Annotated in this window: 11 protein-coding genes; 8 read left to right on the top strand and 3 right to left on the bottom strand. The window is 57.5% G+C overall.

The window, feature by feature from the left end; genetic code table 11:
* Positions 1–568 precede the first annotated feature (568 nt).
* The 4 genes from HY011_22450 (at position 569) to HY011_22435 (ending at position 8,321) form a co-directional block, all read left to right on the top strand.
* Positions 569–4,363 carry a TonB-dependent receptor gene (locus HY011_22450; GenBank protein MBI3425697.1) on the top strand — a complete coding sequence of 1,265 codons (3,795 nt, stop codon included), beginning with the start codon at positions 569–571 and terminating at the stop codon, positions 4,361–4,363.
* A 159-nt stretch (positions 4,364–4,522) separates the two neighbouring features.
* Positions 4,523–5,677: a tetratricopeptide repeat protein gene (locus HY011_22445; GenBank protein MBI3425696.1), complete on the top strand. Its 1,155-nt coding sequence runs from the start codon at positions 4,523–4,525 to the stop codon at positions 5,675–5,677.
* Complete coding sequence (locus tag HY011_22440) at positions 5,674–6,822, top strand: hypothetical protein (protein MBI3425695.1); 1,149 nt, start codon at positions 5,674–5,676, stop codon at positions 6,820–6,822. The genes HY011_22445 and HY011_22440 overlap by 4 nt, the downstream gene beginning before the upstream one ends.
* A gap of 305 nt (positions 6,823–7,127) precedes the next feature.
* Positions 7,128–8,321, top strand: a complete 1,194-nt coding sequence (locus HY011_22435; protein MBI3425694.1) for a tetratricopeptide repeat protein — start codon at positions 7,128–7,130, stop codon at positions 8,319–8,321.
* A 1-nt stretch (position 8,322) separates the two neighbouring features.
* Here HY011_22435 and HY011_22430 read toward each other — a convergent pair whose 3' ends face one another.
* Together HY011_22430 and HY011_22425 are read right to left on the bottom strand one after the other, a co-directional pair.
* Positions 8,323–10,608 (bottom strand): CRTAC1 family protein, encoded by a 2,286-nt coding sequence (locus tag HY011_22430; GenBank protein MBI3425693.1) that lies wholly within the window; start codon positions 10,606–10,608, stop codon positions 8,323–8,325.
* A 77-nt stretch (positions 10,609–10,685) separates the two neighbouring features.
* On the bottom strand, positions 10,686–12,896 hold the full coding sequence (locus tag HY011_22425) for a VWA domain-containing protein (GenBank protein MBI3425692.1): 2,211 nt from the start codon (positions 12,894–12,896) through the stop codon (positions 10,686–10,688).
* Between the two features lie 306 nt (positions 12,897–13,202).
* Between HY011_22425 and eda the strand changes: the two genes are divergently transcribed.
* The 4 genes from eda (at position 13,203) to HY011_22405 (ending at position 16,764) form a co-directional block, all read left to right on the top strand.
* Positions 13,203–13,838, top strand: a complete 636-nt coding sequence (eda, locus tag HY011_22420; protein MBI3425691.1) for a bifunctional 4-hydroxy-2-oxoglutarate aldolase/2-dehydro-3-deoxy-phosphogluconate aldolase — start codon at positions 13,203–13,205, stop codon at positions 13,836–13,838.
* 86 nt (positions 13,839–13,924) lie between these two features.
* Positions 13,925–14,260 (top strand): hypothetical protein, encoded by a 336-nt coding sequence (locus HY011_22415; GenBank protein MBI3425690.1) that lies wholly within the window; start codon positions 13,925–13,927, stop codon positions 14,258–14,260.
* Positions 14,261–14,264: 4 nt separating this feature from the next.
* The gene (locus HY011_22410; protein MBI3425689.1) at positions 14,265–15,902 is read left to right on the top strand and encodes a GMC family oxidoreductase; all 1,638 of its coding nucleotides are present in this window, start codon (positions 14,265–14,267) and stop codon (positions 15,900–15,902) included.
* Positions 15,903–15,999: 97 nt separating this feature from the next.
* Positions 16,000–16,764: an RraA family protein gene (locus HY011_22405; protein ID MBI3425688.1), complete on the top strand. Its 765-nt coding sequence runs from the start codon at positions 16,000–16,002 to the stop codon at positions 16,762–16,764.
* A gap of 115 nt (positions 16,765–16,879) precedes the next feature.
* On the opposite strand, the gene HY011_22400 is transcribed toward HY011_22405, so the two are convergent.
* On the bottom strand, positions 16,880–17,647 hold the full coding sequence (locus tag HY011_22400) for a hypothetical protein (protein ID MBI3425687.1): 768 nt from the start codon (positions 17,645–17,647) through the stop codon (positions 16,880–16,882).
* Between the last annotated feature and the right edge of the window lie 158 nt (positions 17,648–17,805).

The raw sequence follows: 17,805 nt of genomic DNA, 5'->3' as shown, positions 1-17,805 counted from the left end.
GGGTCAGACCATGCGAACTGACGCTCGCACCCCTTAATGCGCCAGCTAACCAGTCTGTAATCATGTCAGGACTTACGCAAAACGCGCGTGCGATAGCCACAGAGACACAGAGCTTTGCTACAGCTCTGCCGGAGATCGCGGTCCTCCTCTGTGTCTCCGTGCCTCTGTGGCAAATCTTTGCCTAAGTCCTGCATGTTAGGCACGGTTAGGCGAGACGCTTAACCGTTAGCTAGCAGTAAGTCAATTGACGCTATTGGGTGGAACCATATAATACTTTTGGTTGACTCCACCTACGTATTTTTGGTTGATTTCACCTTACACATTATAAGCAACCGACATACATTCCAAAAGCTTTGCTGGGATTTGATCGCGAACGATACCAGAACGATATCAGTTCATCACTGAAGGCTGCGTTAAGACCTCCTTACAAGGAGGGGCGTTCGGCGTGGCTTGTAGCACGCCTATTGACGGCTATTTTGGCAAAAGCCACTAGGCAGTAAGTTTTTTTGGTTACCGCACAATTTATGCCCATCTGCTTACATTAACTTTTGGAGGATAACCTACTAACATGCAGAAAAGACCCCAGTGGAATATCAAGGCTTGGCTTGCGTTGTTGTTAGCGGTGGCCGCAATGGCTGCGTCGGCAACAGCGCAAACGACCAGCGCGACTTTACGCGGTACAGTGAAAGACCCGCGCGGCGCAGTGGTGTCGAAAGCCAAGGTCACGCTCATCAGCGAGCGCACCCAGGCCGAACGCGAAACCAGCAGCAGCAGCGATGGTGCTTACACTTTCAGCGCAGTTGAACCCGGCCTTTACACCGTCAAGGTGGAAGCGGGCGGATTCAAGGCGTTGACGCAAACCGGCGTATCGTTAAGCCCTAGCGACATTCGTGCGCTCGACATCGCGCTCGAAGTCGGTCAGACGACTGAAACCGTAACCGTTTCGGGTACGACCGAAGAAATCAAAACCGACACGGGTGAAAAGTCGAACACCATCACCGCCAAGCAAATCGAAAACCTTTCGATTCTTAGCCGCAGCAGTCTCGAACTGTTGCGCATCCTGCCCGGCGTCGTCGCGCCGGACTCGTCCAGTTACGCTGTCGTCAGCTTCGGCGATGCTTCGGCTTATAACGTCAATGGACAGCGCGGCACGAATAACAACGTCAGTGTTGACGGTTCGCGCGTGATTGACATCGGTTGCAACTGCGGTTCGATCGTCAGCCTGAACAACGACTTCGTCCAGGAAGTTTCGATCAAGACCAGCAACTATTCCGCCGATTCAGGCGCGAGCGGCGTTGGCATTATCGCGACGACCAAATCGGGCGGCAGCGAATATCACGGCTCGGTTTACACCTATAACCGCCACGATGCCTTGTCAGCGAATGACCGGTTTAGGAACTACCTCAAAGCTACTGACCCGACTTCATTAGCAGCGCAAAAACCACTGGGGCGTTTCTATTATCCAGGCGGCACGATTAGCGGCCCGCTGCTTATTCCCAAGATCAACAAAGATCGTAACAAACTCTTTTTCTTCGTTGGGTTTGAATACCAGAAGCAGGATTTTTCGGCGCAACCCAAGCTTTCCAACGTGCCGACCGCCGCGCAACGCACCGGGAATTTCGGGGCGAACTCCGGGGTTAAAATTCCTGGCGGTTACGCCAATGCCGGCCAGGTGGCACCCGGCGGCAACTTGGCTCCCTACATCAATCCGATCGGAAAGGTGCTCTTAAACCTTTATCCACTGCCCAATCTGAACAGTGCGAGCAACAACTACGTAGCAGTTCCGATTTCTTTCCAAAACCGCAAAGATTTGAAGATGAAATTCGATTACCGGGTTTCAGACAAAACGAATCTTTACGTGCGCATCACGCGCGAGCGCGAGTTTGCCGATGGGCCTTACGGCATTTGGTGGGGGCCTTCGACCTTTGAATTGCCGACTCACAACTTGTCCACGAATTTAGGGCGTTCGGCGGCAGTCGGCATGACCAGAATCATCAACCCGACGATGACCAATGAAATCGTGTTCAGCGGCAGCAAACTGAAACTCGACAACAACTACGTTGACCCTGAGAAGGTTTCGCTGAAAACGCTGGGTATCGAAAACATCCGCTTGCCTTTCGACAACACGCGCTTTGGCCGCCAAAGCCAGTATGCGCCGTTGTCTTTGATTAGCTGGGCGCAAGGTCAACTGTGGTCGCCGGGCACCAACCCGATCTTTGCTTACAATGACAGCTTTTCGCTGAACGACAACCTGTCGAAAGTGAAAGGCACGCACACGATGAAATTCGGCGCGTTGATTGAGCAGGGCAACAAGCGCCAGAACTTCCAGGGCGACCCCGATTCGCAGGGCCAGCTCGAATTCAACAACTGGAACCCGAACGGCACGGGCAATGACTGGGGCGATTTGCTGGTCGGTCAATTGACGGGCGTTTCGCACGGCACGCAGCCGCCGATTGGTAACTATCGCTTCTACAACTACGAATTCTTTGCGCAGGATTCGTGGAAGCTGCGGCCCAACTTCACGCTCGAATTCGGCTTGCGTGCGGCGCATATGACCGTCAACAAAGAGCGCAAAGGCTTTGACGTATTGTTCAGCCCGCAGGCTTACAAACCCGGCGCGGGTTATTACGTCAACGGCGATCCCTTTAGTCCGAATGGTTTGCTGTCGGCAGCCCGCGGACAAATTCCAAAAGGCGCGATTGATGCCCAGCCGGTTCTGTGGGGCCCGCGTTTGAACTTTGCGTGGGACGTGAAGAAAAACCAGCGCCTGGTGGTACGCGGTGGCGCAGGCGTTTTCTACAATCGCGTACAAGGCAACTTCCAATACGATCCGTCCTTGCGTTCAGCGCCGAACGGCAACGTCGGCGCTTCGATTGGCCTGTTTGACACCATTCCGGGCACGACCAAGAACTTCAATGATTTGGGTGGCTTGACCATCAGCAATATGGGCATCGTCAACGTTGATGGCAAACTAATCCCGGTTGATCCGTTGAAACTGGCGAAGGGCGGCGGACAAATCATTTCGCCCAACCTTGAGTCCAATCGTATCCCGCAAACTTACACGACCAGCTTGAGCATTGCGACGCGGTTGCCGCTTTCGGCAGTGCTGGAAACGTCTTATGTTGGCACCTTTGGGCGTCACTTGCCCAGCCGCCGCCAAATCAATTTCGTTCCGGTTGGAGCGTTATTAAAAGGCACGGTGCCGGGTGACAAACCCGTCGAAATTACGACCTTGCGCAATCCCGGTTGCGATCCGGGTGCGGTTGACGCGAACGGCGTGGTGACACGGCGCGGCAATTGCGAAATCGTAACTTCCACGGTTTCGTCCAACTTGGCGAATCCGTTGAATCGAGCCGCGTTGGATGCAGCCGCGATCAACAAGTTCCGCCCATTCTCTGATCTGGGCAACGTGCGTTACAACGAATATAACGCCACGTCGAACTATCACTCGTTGCAAGTGACGTTGAGCCGTCAGACTGGCAAGAATCTGCAATTCTTTGGCACTTACACTTTCTCGAAAGTGTTGGGTCTGACGACAGGCGAATTTGCCGATTTGGACCCGATTGATGCGCGCGGGCGTTCGTATGGTGTTTTGAATTTCGACCGCACGCACGTGTTCAATCTGTCCTACAACTACAACATCCCCAACTTGTCGCCGGTCAACAACGCCTTTGCCAAAGGCGTCTTGAATGGCTGGCAATTGTCGGGCATCACGACCTTTGCGAGTGGCACGCCGTTGCGGTTGCGCTTTACCGGCGACATCACAGGCGACGGCCTGGCGATTGCTTCTTTCGGTACGAATGCTTTTCCGAATGACGGCAATGGCGCAGGTTCGATTGCCCCGATTTACACGGCCAACCCCGCGCGCAGCGGTGACAAGGTGGGCGATAAGGTCTTCGACCTGGCGAGCATTACGATTCCGGGTTTCGGACAATCGGGATCATTGGTGCCGCCTTTCTATCATCGCACGCCGGCCACGGCGAATTGGGATGTCAGCTTCTTCAAGAACTTCAAGATTTCTGAGAAGAAAAATCTGCAATTCCGCACGGGCTTCTTCAACATCTTCAATCAGGCTTATCCGAAGCGCATTAGCACGAGCAATAACAACGACAGTGATATTTACCTGACGTTGGAAACCAAGTGTACGCGCACGCCGACCGTCCCTGTGTTGGTGTTGCCGAATGGCACGGTGGTGAATGATTACAAAGACACGATTCCGAACGGCGTCGGCGGCACGGTCAGCGGTATTTGCGATCCGACCAAACCGTTTACTTTCACGGATGCCACCAAGAATAACTTCGGCAAGATTCTGACCAAGCGCGGCCAACGCGTCGTCGAATTGGCGTTGAAGTTCACCTTCTAGATCTGGCTCGGAGCAATCCGGCACTTATCAGGTGCGAGGAAACAAATGCGTTTCCTCGCACCTTTTTCATTGGGCCGCGTCTTTGTCTGGGTGAGGTGAGACGGTGGCTGGCGTAGATGTTATACTGGCGGTACCTTCATGGTTTTCAATTCACTGCTTATGTTCGTCACACTAGCTTTATCCATGCTGTTGGGCTTCGCGCCCGCGCAAGACCGCGAGACGGTGCGCCAGTCTGAAGCGTACTTTGACCGGGGCGTCGCGGCGCAACAGCAAGGCGAACTGGAAACGGCGCGCCAGGCCTACGAAGCCGCGCTCAAACTGATCCCGCGCCGCATGGATGCGCTTTCTAACCTAGGGGTCGTCTATGCCAAACTGGGGCGTTATGACGAAGCCATCAAACACTATCAAGCCGCGCTGCTGCTCGAACCGTCCGAACAAGCCGTGCGTTACAATCTGGGCATCGCCTATTTCGAGACGCAGGAAATTGACGCCGCGCAAAAAGAGTTCGCACAAGTCGCCGCCGCGCAACCTGAGAACTGGCAGGCGCGCCAATTGCTCGGCCTCTGCTATTTCCAACGTGACAAACTCGCCGAAGCCAGCCGGGAACTCGCCGCCGTCTATCAAGCCCAACCCGACAACATCGCCGTCGCTTATGTGTTGGGGACGGCTTATTTGCAAAGCGAACGCCTCGCCGAAGGCCGCGCCCTGATTGACAAGGTCTTTCAGTACTTGCCCGCCGCCGAAGGCCACTTGATTCTCGGCGCTTTCAACGCCGCGACGCGCAACCACGCCGCCGCCCTCGAAGAGTTCAAGCAGGCGGTCAAGCACAACCCCAAGCTGCCGACGCTACACACGCAACTCGGCGTGTCTTATCTGGTCACCGGCAACCGCGATTTGGCGATGCAGGAATTTCGCAGCGAACTCGCCAACAACGCGCGTGATTTCACCGCGAACATTCGTCTGGGCTGGCTGCTGCGCGAAGACGGCAACCTTGATGAAGCCGAGCCGTTGCTCAAACGCGCGCTTGAATTACACCCGGACGACATCGCCGCGCTGTTTCAACTGGCCCAATTGCAACAGGCGCGCGGACGCACCGCCGAAGCCGTCTCCCTGCTCGAACGCGCCGTGGCGCTCAAGTCCGATTTTCGGCAAGCCTACGTTTTGCTCGCGCGGCTTTATCTCAAACAGAAACGCACCGCCGACGCCAACCGCCTGCGCGCCATCATTGACAAGCTCACTGACGAAGAACAACAACGCCAGCCCAGCGCCGACAAGCTGACCAACGCGCCCGTCAAGGAAAAGCCGCAACGATGAACACGCCCCTGAAAAAATGGCCACAACTCGGCTTGTTGGGCTTGGTGCTGGCTTTGGCGCTGGCCCTGGCCTTTTTTTCCGCGCGCCCTTCCGCCCAAGCTGTGACGCAAACCAAGCCGCGCTTCGTCGGCCCGCAGGCTTGCGCCGAATGCCACCGCAGCATCGCGGCCAAACAACAACAAACCGTCATGTCGCGGGCGCTGGTGAGCGCGGCTGATTGCCAGGTTTTGCGCGCGCATCCGCTGCTGAAATTTCAACAGGGCAAGTTTGCTTATCGCCTGACGCGTGACGGCAACCGCAGCGTTTACGAAGTTACCAACGGCCTGCAAACCATCACCGCGCCGTTGCTGTACGCTTTTGGACAGGGTTTTTCCGGTCAGACTTACGTTTATGAATACGGCGGCGTGCTGTATGAAAGCCGCGTGAGTTTTTATCTGGACACCAACGCACTCGACATCACGCTCGGCCACACGCCCGATCCGCCCGCCTCGCTCAGCGAAGCCGGCGGGCGCGCGATGAGCCTCGATGAGGCGCGCAGTTGTTTCGGCTGCCATACGACGAATGCGAAAATCGAGCCGGGCGCGGCACCCAACCAGCCGCCCGTCATTCAACTCAATCACCAGCTCGGCGTCAGTTGCGAATCGTGCCACGGCGCTGGTGAACAGCACGTCGCCGCCGCCCAGTCAGGCCAACCGGCGAAACGCTGGCTCAAACAGTTGAACGCGCTCGATGGCGACGACCTTTCGCAAACGGTTTGCGGCTCATGTCATCGCAGCGTGGACGATGTCATCGAAATGCCGAACCATGCGGGCAAAAACAACGTGCGCTTTCAGCCCTACCGCATTTTTAACAGCCGCTGTTATTCGGCTGACAAACGCATTGGCTGCACGGCGTGTCACGACCCGCATGGCAACCTGACGCCTGAACCGGCGTTCTATGACGCGAAATGTCTCGCTTGCCATCAATCAACAAGGGCGAAAACGGCTGACGCAGCTTTGCCTGTCGAATCTGTGCGCGTCTGCAAAACCGGCCAGCGCGATTGCGTGAGTTGCCATATGCCCAAAGTCGAATTGACCGGCGCGCATTTCAAATTTACCGATCATCGCATTCGCATCGCGCGCGCGGGCGAGCCTTATCCAAAATAGAATCGCCGAATAGAATCGCCGGTAGTGATAAAAAATAAGGCGAATCTGTTTTTGTCGCGTAGCGACAGTTGAATTTAGCCGTGGTTTTCAAACCACGGTGGCTGGACGGAACAGTTCCGCGTCGCGTAGCGACGCTTGAAACGTTGCGAAAAGGGCTGCAATTTCAACCGTCGCTACGCGACGCGCGATACTTTGCGCGGCGCTTCCCGGCATTGAAACGCCGGGCTAAACTCAGGTCGCCGCTACGCGGCTGCAAAACTATAGCCTTGCATTTTCATCATTACCGAATCGCCAAATAGAATCGTATGAAGAGCTATCTCAAATTCGCCGCCTGCTTGTTGCTGGCGCTCAACGTCGCCGCTGTCGCGCAACGCAAAACCACGCCTAAACCTGCTGCCCCAAAAACTGAAGCCGCTTCGTCCGCTGCCCCACAAGTAGCCGCGCAAGCCGACGCCGCGCGCGAAGCGGGCAATCTCGACGAAGCCATCACGCTTTATCAGCAGGGTGTCGCACAGCGCCCGCGCTGGGACGAGGGCTGGTGGTATCTGGCGACGTTGCTGTATGAGCGCGACCGTTACGCCGAAGCCGCCCCCGCCTTCAAACGAGTCGCCGCGCTGCGTCCCAAAGCGGGCGCGCCGCTGGCCTTGCTCGGCTTGTGTGAATATCGCCTGGCGCAATACGACGAAGCGTTCATCCACCTGCAACAAAGCAAGCAACTCGGCCTCGACAGCAATCCCGATCTGTTGCGCGTGGCGCGCTATCACGAAGCGACGCTGCAACTTTTGCGCGGCGATTTCGAGACGGCGCAACGCCTCTTCACCGTGCTCAACCGCGAAGGACTCAACAGCCAGGATTTGCTTTTGGGAATGGGCTTGGCGGTGTTGCGGATGGCTGCTTTGCCCAAGCAAATCGAAGTGAGCGCGCGCGACCGCGAAATGATTCGCCGCGCGGGCCTGGCGCAATCATTGTTCGCGCAACTCAACGCCGCCGACGCCCGCATCGAATACGACCGGCTCGTCGCCGATTATCCCAAAGCCGCGAATGTGCAATACGCTTATGGCCGCTTTCTGATTGACGTGCGCGACAACGACGGGGCGCTTGCGGCCTTCGAGCGCGAAATCGCCAACTCGCCCACGCATGCACTGGCGCGGCTGCAAATCGCCTATCTCAAATTGCAGGACAAAAATCCGGCAGCCGGTATTCCGCTGGCCGAAGAAGCCATCAAGCTGAATGCGCGCTTGCCGCTGGGACATTACTTGTTAGGCCGCTTGGCGCTCGAAACCGGTGACGCGCCGCGCGCCGTTCAGGAACTCGAAATGGCGCAACGCCTGGCCCCGAACGAAGCCCGCGTCTATTACTCGCTGGCGCGCGCTTACACCAAAGTCAATCGCCGCGCCGACGCCGACCGCGCGCGCGAAACCTTTGCACGCTTGAACAAGGCGGCGGAGCAAAGTGATTCGGCGATTGACGAACGCGAGCCTGAAAAACTGAAACCGTGATTCAGCGCCGTTTCTTCTTTGGTTTGCCTGGCTGGGTTAGAGGGAAAATGCGCGCGGCGCGCGGCTCGAATTTATCGGCCAACTCTTTCACTGCCAGAAACTGATTCGCCGCGACGTTGCGAAAGACCTGCCGCGTCTTGCTCGTAGGCCATTCGATTTCCAAACTCTCAATTTTGTTGAAGGCTCCAAAGCCGATGTTCTGCGTGAGCGAAGACGCGCCGAACGAGCCACCGCTCGAGACCGTGCGATAAACCGTGAAAATCTTGCCTGTCGCGTCAGCCGCTGTCAGCTTGATGCGCGCGCCAAGGGCGGCGCGATTGCTTTTCACGCCCGTCAGCTTGAGCGAAAGCCAATGGCTCTTTGCCGTCGGGTTCGCAAACAACGCCTTGTTGTATTTATCGCCCGGAATGAAACCGCCCACATTCACAAAAAAATCCTGATCGCCGTCGTTATCAATGTCGCCGAAAGCTACGCCGTGACCTTTTTGCAGGTGGCCGGTTCCGGTCGCAGCGGTCACGTCAACGAAGCTTTTGCCCGCGTGGTTGCGAAAGGCGAAGTTGGGCATCAGCGCCGTGTAAGAAGGCGCTCCGGTGCCGAGGTAAACATCGAGCCAGCCGTCGTTGTCGAAATCGCCGAAGTTCGCGCCCATCGTCGGCACGACGCGATTGAGTCCGACGGCGGTTGTCACATCCTGAAAGCCGCCTTTGGTATCGTTGCGATAAAGCCGCATCGTTTCAGCTTGCGCGGGCAAGCCCAGAAAGCCGCGCGCGACTTCGGTCACAGAGGGCACGAAACTGGCGACGAATAAATCCTGCCAGCCGTCGTTGTCATAATCGAACCACCACACCGGAAAACTCATCAGCGGTTGCGTGACGTTCAGCTTGTTTGCCACTTCGGTGAATGTACCCTTGCCATCGTTGTGATAGAGAAAGTTCGCGCCGCCGTAATTCGAGACGTACAAATCAGGCCAGCCGTCGTTGTCGTAATCGCCCCACGCCGCGCCTTTGGTGAACGCAGTGCGGTTCACGCCTGCGCGCGCCGAAACATCTTCAAACGTGCCGTCGCCGCGATTGCGGAAGAGTTGGCTGGGCGTTTCTTCGTGGCCGATGAAAACGTCGAGCCAGCCGTCGTTGTCGTAATCAGCCCAAGTCGCCGAGTGGGTGCGATGTGCGCCGCTTAACAGGCCGCTCGTCCCGGTCACATCGCTGAAAGTGCCGTCGCCGTTATTGCGCAGCAGCGAATTGCGCATCGGGAACTCCCACCCGCCGCGCATGACGAAGACATCCAGCCAGCCGTCGTTGTTGTAATCGGTCTGCACGCAATTGATGCCGCCGAGTTGTCCGCTGAGTCCGGCCTTCTCGGTTTGGTCGCTGAACGTGCCGTCGCCGTTGTTATGAAAGAAGCGCATGGATTCGCAGGCGTCTACGCTTGAGATGATAACGTCGAGGAATCCGTCGTTATCGAAATCGTCAAGAATCGCTCCGCCCGCGCCACTCACGCGGTCAATGCCAAGTTGCGCGGCTACGTCGGGGAAGCGCGGCAACGGGTCTTTTGACGGCGTGACGGGAATCAACCATTCAGGCGCGAGGCCGCCCTTTGCGCTGATTCGATGTTGCCCCAGCGTCATATAGGCCAGATTCAACAACCAGCGGACTTCGAGGTTGTCGGGATTGCGCGCGAGATGGCGTTTGAAACAATTGATGGCGGCTGATGAGCCTGCGGTGAGTTTGTGTTCAGCAGCGCGGCTCAAGGGGAAGATGCAATTTTCGGCGCGATGCTGATGCACGCAATTGTCGAGCTCGCCTTTGCGCAAATACGTGATGCCGAGAATTTCATCGAGATGCACCAGGTCTTCGGCGTAAGCGGGTTGATCGAGCAGGCCTTTTTGCAGGGCTGCGCGCGCGGCTTCGAAGTGCGCGATGGCTTGGGTCATGTCGCCGCGATACGACCAGATTTGGCCGAGTTCGATGTGCAGACGCGCGATTTCGATTTGACGGCGATTGGCATCGGCGGATTTTTCAAGCGCCGACAAATAGCCGTCGGCGGATAGAAACGCGCGCTGTTCGGCAGTTTGTTTGGCGCGGCAAATGTCTGTGAGGTCGAGCGGATTGGGCGGCTGAAAGGCGCGCGAGATTTCGATGCGGCCTGAGACTTCCAACACAATTTGATAATCACCCGCGCCCGCGACGCGCCGGTTCCAGCTTGCATCGGCGGCTTCGCGTGGCGCAGTTTGGGCCAAGGCGGTGAGGTTGAAACAGCAAACGGAAAAGATCGCCCACGAAGACACACGAAGAAGACACGAAGAGAAGTTTCTTTCTTCGTGTCTTCTTCGTGTGTCTTCGTGGGCGGGTCTCTGGTGCTTGCTCAAGGTTCGATCATGAAAGGCGTCGAGCGTGTGAGAGTGGTTTGTTCGTCCTTGACCGTGATGCGCAAGGCGTAACCGCCCGGACTCAGGCTCTCAATCGGAATGCCGCTGGCAAAAGCGCTGCGGCCTTTGTCGTCGGGCGCGGCGAGTTTGAGCGGCAGGTCGGCGAAGGACTTGCCGTTTTGCGTGATTTGCAGCCTGAACTCTGCCGGCGCTTTGGCGCCCCTGGCCGGGTAAACGACGAAATAAAACAGCATTTGCTTCAGGGCTTTGTGGGTGATGCCCGTCAGACTGGGGATGAGCAGGGATTCGCCGACCTGAAAGGGATTCTCGGTTTTTTCCTGCGTGGTGGCGATGCGTTGAATGATCGCCACCGAACTCATGCGCAGTTTGGTTTCGGTGGGGTCGGCGACATCCAGACTGCCGATGCGCACTGAGGCTTTTTCAGACGGCGCATCGTAAGCGATGGCTTCGAGTTCGTAGCGGCCCGGCGGCAATTCGGTTTCTTTATAAAAGCGAATCGCGCTGCCCTTGACGCTCTCCAGTTTGTCGAGCGGCCCGCGCAGGACGTATTGGCGGCTGAGCTTGCCGACGACTTGCCGCTCGCGGTCACGAATCAGCACGACAATGGAAAAATCAGTCTGAAAGGTTTTCTTGTCATGATCCTGCACGAACGTGAAAGCACTCGCGGGCGCTTGCACTTCGACGACCGAGCGCAAGGGGCGCGTCGCTTCGGGGAAATTCGTGCCCAGCGTTAGGACGGGAAACGTGATGGGCGGATTGGGCTTCGCCAAAATTGCCAGCGCGGGTGTTTCGTAGTAAAGCACCGGCACATAGCCCGGCGTATTCACCGCGTAATAACCGTTGCGCGCCTGCACCGTCAGGCCGCCGCGTTTGAGTTTGACTTCGATCTTGCGGAACTTGCCGTCGAAATTGCCATTGCTCGGCGTGTAACTCACCAAGTAATAGGTGTTCATGTCCTCGTCTACCTCTTTGAGTTTTTCGCCGATGTCGTTGCCGTTGCCGATGAAGGTTCCACCGGTTTCCTGCGACAGCGCCATCAGGCCGCTTTGCGGATCGCCGCGCAATTGGTCTTCGTTGCGTTCGAGCTGTTTGGTCAGGGCGTCGCCGACGATGGGGCCGCTGCTGGCAAGTTGGCCCTGGCGGCGCGCGGAAATGGCGTTCACCGTGTCGCGCGTTTGTGACAGCGTGCTTTCGGTGCGCAAGCCGGCGGCGTCTACGGCATAAATCGCCACGTTCGCCCGATTGGCGGCGTTGACGACCGAGCGAAACTGTTGCGCTACGTCAGGCGGAATGGCGATGCCTTCCGAAAAATAGACGACAGCTTTGCGTCCGGGCATCGTCGCCATCGAATTCACCAAGGCCATCAAGCTGTTGACCGTGGCGAACCCTTGTTGATTGCGTTCGAGCGCTTCGTAAGTTTCCGTCATGCGGCGATTCATTTCGATGAACTGCGCGTCTACACCAGCGGCCCCCGCCGCACTGCCGGCTGCGCCCGCGCCCGCGCCACCGGCTGCGCCCGCGGCACTGGCTGCGTTTGCCGCACTGGTTGCGGCGTTGAGCGCTTGCGCTTCCTTATTGAGCGACGCTTGCGCGTTGCCCGCCGAACCGCCCGTGAATGACGCTGAGGCGCGCACACCGGCCTTTTCGATACCCAGTTTCACCAATTGCGGATCGCGCGTGAAGCTCTGAATCGCCGACAGCGAAAGGTTGACCGAGTAAACGCCGGTATAAGCGGAAAGCTCTTTGACACTGCCGACGTAAGACAACGCGGCTTGCCGGGCGCGATTGCGCGCATCTGGCGAGAGGCGGTCAAAGACCAGCGCCATGGCCGTCGCCCCCATTTGCTTGTCATTCGGATCACGCACCGTGACCGGCGTAGTGTTGGCCGGTTTGGGGGCGGCTTTTTCTTTGGCTTCGGCGACTAGGCCGGATTCGCGCGAAATGCGTTCAAAGCCGTCCACGGTTTGCTTGACGCCATCTTCGAGAACTTCAAAGTCATCGGCGCTGAGGTCTTTGACGACGCGGCCCCGGCGGTCTTTCACGACGATGTCAACCAGCACCGCCGTGGTGTTCATTACCTCTTGCACTTTGGGGACGGGTTTCTGTTGTGCCCGGCTGTGCAAAACGGGCCAGCCGATCGCCAACACTACGCCAAAGATGCTCGCGCTCAGAATCAATCTTTTCATGGATAACCTCTTGGGATGTGCCAGAAATTTGTTCGTGCGCAGTTTAGCCTCAAGCGCCGCTGGTGCAAAGCTGGGTTTGCTTGCCTGGGACGGGAATACCTTGTCATTTGCGCGCCGCGCCCATTGCCCCGGCCAGATATTTTCACGAACTCTACCTTCCTTTGCCGTGTCTGCTGTCAAATGAAAGTTCTTTGCATACAATGCTGACCCAGCAGTGAAGAGCGCCTGCATACATCCGCTCGTCTCTGCTGAGCAATTTCAAGCAACCTGATAGTTCAATAGTTTTATCCGTCGAGAACGCAAATCATGAACATTGTCGAACGCATTCAGCAGCTTGGCATCATCCCGGTCGTCGCCATTCCCAAACTGGAACAGGCGCTGCCGTTGGCCGAAGCCCTGCTCGCGGGTGGCTTGCCCTGCGCCGAGATCACGTTTCGCACCGCCGCCGCCGCCGCCGCCATTGGCCAAATCAAAAAACGCTTTCCCGAATTGCTGCTCGGCGCGGGCACCGTGCTCACCGCCGAGCAAGTAGACATGGCCTTGGGCGAAGGGGCCGAATTCATTGTCTCGCCCGGCACCAATCCGCTGGTGGTCGAGCATTGCCTGACCAAACCCGCGCCGATCTTTCCTGGTGTGTGTACGCCGACCGAAATCGAATTGGCGCTGAGCAAAGGCTGCGAGGTGCTGAAATTCTTTCCGGCGGAAGCGGCGGGCGGCATCAAGTTTTTGCAAGCCGTCTGCGCGCCTTACGCCCAAGTCAAATTCATTCCGACCGGTGGCATTGATCCGAAAAACATCGGCCAGTATCTGGCGCTCAAACAGATCGTGGCCTGTGGTGGTAGTTGGATGGTGAAGCCGGGGTTGCTGAACGCGGGCGAGTTTGACCGCGTGCGGGTATTGGCGGGCGAGGCGGTGGCGCTGGTGCGCGAATTACGTCAATGAATATGCGGTTAAGACTACTCCAAATCAGTTTGCTGGTCTTTAGTGTGATGGCTTCGGCCTGTTCCAAAGGTGAGCGTGCTCGTAAGATGGAAGCCGAACTGGAAACGATCGTCAGCCGCGAAGTTGTTATCGGCGAAAGCGGAGCTGAGGTCGAAGCCTTTATTGACCGGCTTGTCATTGATGGCAAGAAGCCCACGCGCAATCCGTATCAGCACGATCTTTCCCAACTGGGCACAGGCCCCGAGATGCCGTACAAGCCGGAAAAGAATCTACCCAAGATCAAAGGGTATGTGTTGGCTGATTTTGGCGTGGTGGATAGCGACTGGTCCATCATGTATAGCGTTCTCCTCCACGCCTTGTTCTTCTTCGATGAGCAAGATCGGCTGGTAGAGTCGCATGTTCGTCGAGCGTATAAGCACTAAACAAATGACTCCACAAAATCAAAATACTGCAACTTATGACGTCTGCGTCGTCGGCTCCGGCGCTGCCGGTGGGGTCGTGGCGATGCAATTGGCCCAAAAAGGCGCTTCGGTTGTCGTGCTCGAAGCGGGCAAGTGGGTTGATCCGGCGAAAGACTTTTTCAGCCACACGATGCCTTACGAATTGCCCAAGAACGGTAGAGGCTGGGACCCGCGCGCACATCTTACTGTTGACCGCACGAAAGAGCCGTTCACCAAAGCGGGCGATTACCAACGCTTCGATCATTTCCTGTCCAAAGTCGTAGGCGGCAAGACGCTGCTGTGGGCGGGGCTGAGCTGGCGCAACAGCACCTATGACTTTGCTGCGTGGCCTGTGAAGTACGAAGAGCTCGCGCCGCATTACGACCGCATGGAACGGCTGATGGGCGTGACCGGCAATTACGATCATCATCCCAACGTGCCCGATGGCATCTTTCTCAAACCGCTGAAGTGGAGTTGCGCGGCGTATGAAATTCAAAAGGGCTGCAACAAGCTCGACGCCAAGCGTTTCAAGATGATCACGGCGCGCAAGGCGATTCTGACTGAGAAGACCGGTTCGAACCGGCCCGCCTGTCATTATTGCGGCCATTGCATGCGCGGCTGCGACGTAGACGCGAAATACACGTCGGCCAACACCGCGCTGCCCGCCGCGCTCAAGACCGGCAAGTGCAAGTTGATTCTCTATGCCAACGCCGCCGAGGTCATGATGAGTAAGGACGGCAGCCGAGCGGAGGGCGTGCGTTACTTCGATGCGCGCACGCGCCAGAGTCAGGAAGTCCGCGCGCGTTACGTCGTGCTGGCCTGCGGGCCGATTGAATCGGCGCGGCTGTTGCTGCTGTCGAAATCGCAGCACGTGCCCAATGGCTTGGCGAATTCGAGCGGCTTGGTCGGCAGGAATCTGATCTCGCACACGTCCTCCAGCGTGCAAGGGTATTTGAAAACCATGTATGGCAGCGACATCGCGCGCCTGGGCAACGACGACGGGACGGAGAGCAGCCACGCTTACATCGCGTCGTTTTATTATGACAAGCCGCATCCCGATTTCCCGAAAGGTTATCACATCATTGTGGATTCCGGCTCGCGCGCGGGGATTGGCAATCCGGGCTTTGTGCAAAACATCGGCGGCTTTGGCGTGGATTTGAAACGCGAGGCGCGCCACCGCTATCCGGGCTTGCTGAGCATGTATTCGCAAAACGGCATGATCGCGTCGCCCGAAAAATACATGGAACTCGACCCTGAAGTGAAAGACATCTACGGGCTGGCCGTGCCCAAAATCCATTTCAGCCTGACCAGCGAAGACCGCGCGATTCATAAGGACGCCATTGAGAAAATCAGTTCGATCATCGAGGCCTCGGGTGGCGTGGTGACGGGTACCAGTCCCAATCCGGGCGTAGACAGCGTGCACTGGGTCGGCACCTGCAAGATGGGCAATGACCCGAAGACTTCGGTGCTGACGCCGTATTTGCAGTCGCACGACGTGCAGAATCTTTACGTCGCCGATGGCAGCGGCTTTATTGATTTTTCGGAAAAGAATCCGACCTTGACCGTGATGGCGCTGGCCTCGCGCTGCGCCGATCATCTGCACGAACAACTCAGACGCAGTTGAATGTTCTTCCCACGAAGGCACACGAAGCAGCACGAAGGAGCCACTGGTTTTCTTCGTGCTGCTTCGTGTGCCTTCGTGGGAAGAAGAGTGAGGGAATATGAAAACATTACTGACGCGCCGCACCTCCTTACTGGCTTTACTGATTGTTGCGCTGCTGGCCTGTTTCGTGCTGGCCGCCGTACAGAAAAGGAAAACTGTTGGCCCGCCGGATGAGCCGCTGATCGCCGCGTTCAAGAAATCCTATCCTGCATCCGTCTCCGATGCGGTCGAACTCGTCACCGGCAAGAACGGCACGATGTGGCACGACATGAAACTGGTCAACGGCGTGCCGATTGTCGGACGCGCGGTGACTTCGCTGGTCAAGCCCGCGCCGCCCGAACAGGCGACTCCCGCGCTTTCGACCAAGCATTCGGTTGAGATGATTGACAACGCCAAGCCCGGCGAAGTCGGCGTCATCGTGATGGAAGGCACACTTGACATCGCGGCGATGGGCAATCTGATGGCGACGGCGGCCAAAGTGCGTGGGATGGCCGGGATGGTACTGGACGGCGCGATCCGTGACGTGTGGGACATCCGGCGGATGGGCTTGACGGTGTATGCGCGTTCGCTTTCGCCGCGCACGGCGGTTGGGCATTACGCGACGGTCGCGCGCAACGTGCCCGTTGAATGCGGCGGTGTGACCGTGCGCCCCGGCGACATCATCGTCGCCGATGAAGACGGCGTCGTCGTCGTGCCGCAGGAACGCGCCGCAGAGGTGCTGAAGAAAGCGCAGGAAATTGATCAACGCGAAAGCGGCATGTTCCCCTTCATCCGCCAGTTCAAATCGCTGACCAAAGCCATCGAGAAATTCAATCGCATCTGAGCAAACCTGGGTACGCATCGCCTCCAGCGTGCAGTCTCGGCGGCAGACAGCTTCCTGCCGGAAGGAAAAGGTCTCACGCCGAGACTGCACGCTGGAAGCGATGCGTACCCAGATTTTACTCGCGCACCATTTGCAAAAAGCCGCGACACGCCGGCCCTAACAGCGCATCCATCACCACCAACACAAAGCGTGCGCCGCGCGCTTGCCACTGCCGCGCGGCTTCCGCATTCGGCACCAAGATGCCCAAGGCTTTGTCTGACGCGGTCACAATCGAAACGATGCGGTCGAACATTTCCTGCACCACCGGATGCTGCAATTCGCCCGGCACGCCGAGGGATTGCGACAGGTCGGTCGGCCCGATGAAGATCACGTCAATGTCCGGGATTTGGACGATGTCAGGCAACGCCGCGACGGCGGCAGCGGTTTCGATCTGCGCGATCAGCAGCGTTTCATTGTTCGCCTCTTCGACGTAGCGTTTGAAATTGAAGCCGGGCACTTGCCCGTAAGCAGCCGCGCGCCCGCCCGCCAGACCGCGTTGACCGCGCGGGGCATATTTGAGCGAACGCACGGCGGCTTCGGCATCGGCGACGGTATTGATCATCGGCACCATCGCGCCCATCACGCCCGTATCCATAAACCGCAGGATCACCGGCTGCTGGTTCGTCGTCACACGCACCAGCGGCGTGACATTTTGCAATTCCGCCGCCCGCGTCAACTGTTCGCAATCGCGCGGCGTGATGGTGCTGTGTTCGCCGTCGAACATAATGAAATCCCAGCCGTAATAGCCGAGCATCTCGATCAACGCGGGTTCGGGGTAACGCACGAAACAGCCGTGGACTGTCGCGCCAGCTTTGAGTTTGGCTTTTGTTTGATTGATTCGCATTTGTCTGCCTAAAGAATCTTGGCTCATGTGTAGTCAGTTTGCATCGCCAGGGGTAAGCTTAGGGAATGATTGACTTTCCCCTTAACGATCTCCTAGATGCCGAAGCCTGCACGTTGTGGTTGGCGCAGCAGCTTCATCCGCACGGCTTGTGCTGTCCG

The organism is Acidobacteriota bacterium, assembly GCA_016196035.1.
In the GTDB taxonomy this organism is placed as follows: domain Bacteria; phylum Acidobacteriota; class Blastocatellia; order RBC074; family RBC074; genus JACPYM01.
The sequence above is the reverse complement of the archived record's forward strand: the minus strand, read 5'-3'. Positions and strand labels throughout refer to the sequence as shown.

What these genes read in the sequence shown, in the direction of transcription:
- HY011_22425 (MBI3425692.1), bottom strand. Translation starts at nt 12,896, where the DNA reads ATGAAAAGATTGATTCTGAGCGCGAGCATCTTTGGCGTAGTGTTGGCG.
- HY011_22445 (MBI3425696.1), top strand. Translation starts at nt 4,523, where the DNA reads ATGTTCGTCACACTAGCTTTATCCATGCTGTTGGGCTTCGCGCCCGCG.
- HY011_22435 (MBI3425694.1), top strand. Translation starts at nt 7,128, where the DNA reads ATGAAGAGCTATCTCAAATTCGCCGCCTGCTTGTTGCTGGCGCTCAAC.
- HY011_22400 (MBI3425687.1), bottom strand. Translation starts at nt 17,647, where the DNA reads ATGCGAATCAATCAAACAAAAGCCAAACTCAAAGCTGGCGCGACAGTC.
- HY011_22450 (MBI3425697.1), top strand. Translation starts at nt 569, where the DNA reads ATGCAGAAAAGACCCCAGTGGAATATCAAGGCTTGGCTTGCGTTGTTG.
- HY011_22415 (MBI3425690.1), top strand. Translation starts at nt 13,925, where the DNA reads ATGGAAGCCGAACTGGAAACGATCGTCAGCCGCGAAGTTGTTATCGGC.
- HY011_22405 (MBI3425688.1), top strand. Translation starts at nt 16,000, where the DNA reads ATGAAAACATTACTGACGCGCCGCACCTCCTTACTGGCTTTACTGATT.
- eda (MBI3425691.1), top strand. Translation starts at nt 13,203, where the DNA reads ATGAACATTGTCGAACGCATTCAGCAGCTTGGCATCATCCCGGTCGTC.
- HY011_22410 (MBI3425689.1), top strand. Translation starts at nt 14,265, where the DNA reads ATGACTCCACAAAATCAAAATACTGCAACTTATGACGTCTGCGTCGTC.
- HY011_22440 (MBI3425695.1), top strand. Translation starts at nt 5,674, where the DNA reads ATGAACACGCCCCTGAAAAAATGGCCACAACTCGGCTTGTTGGGCTTG.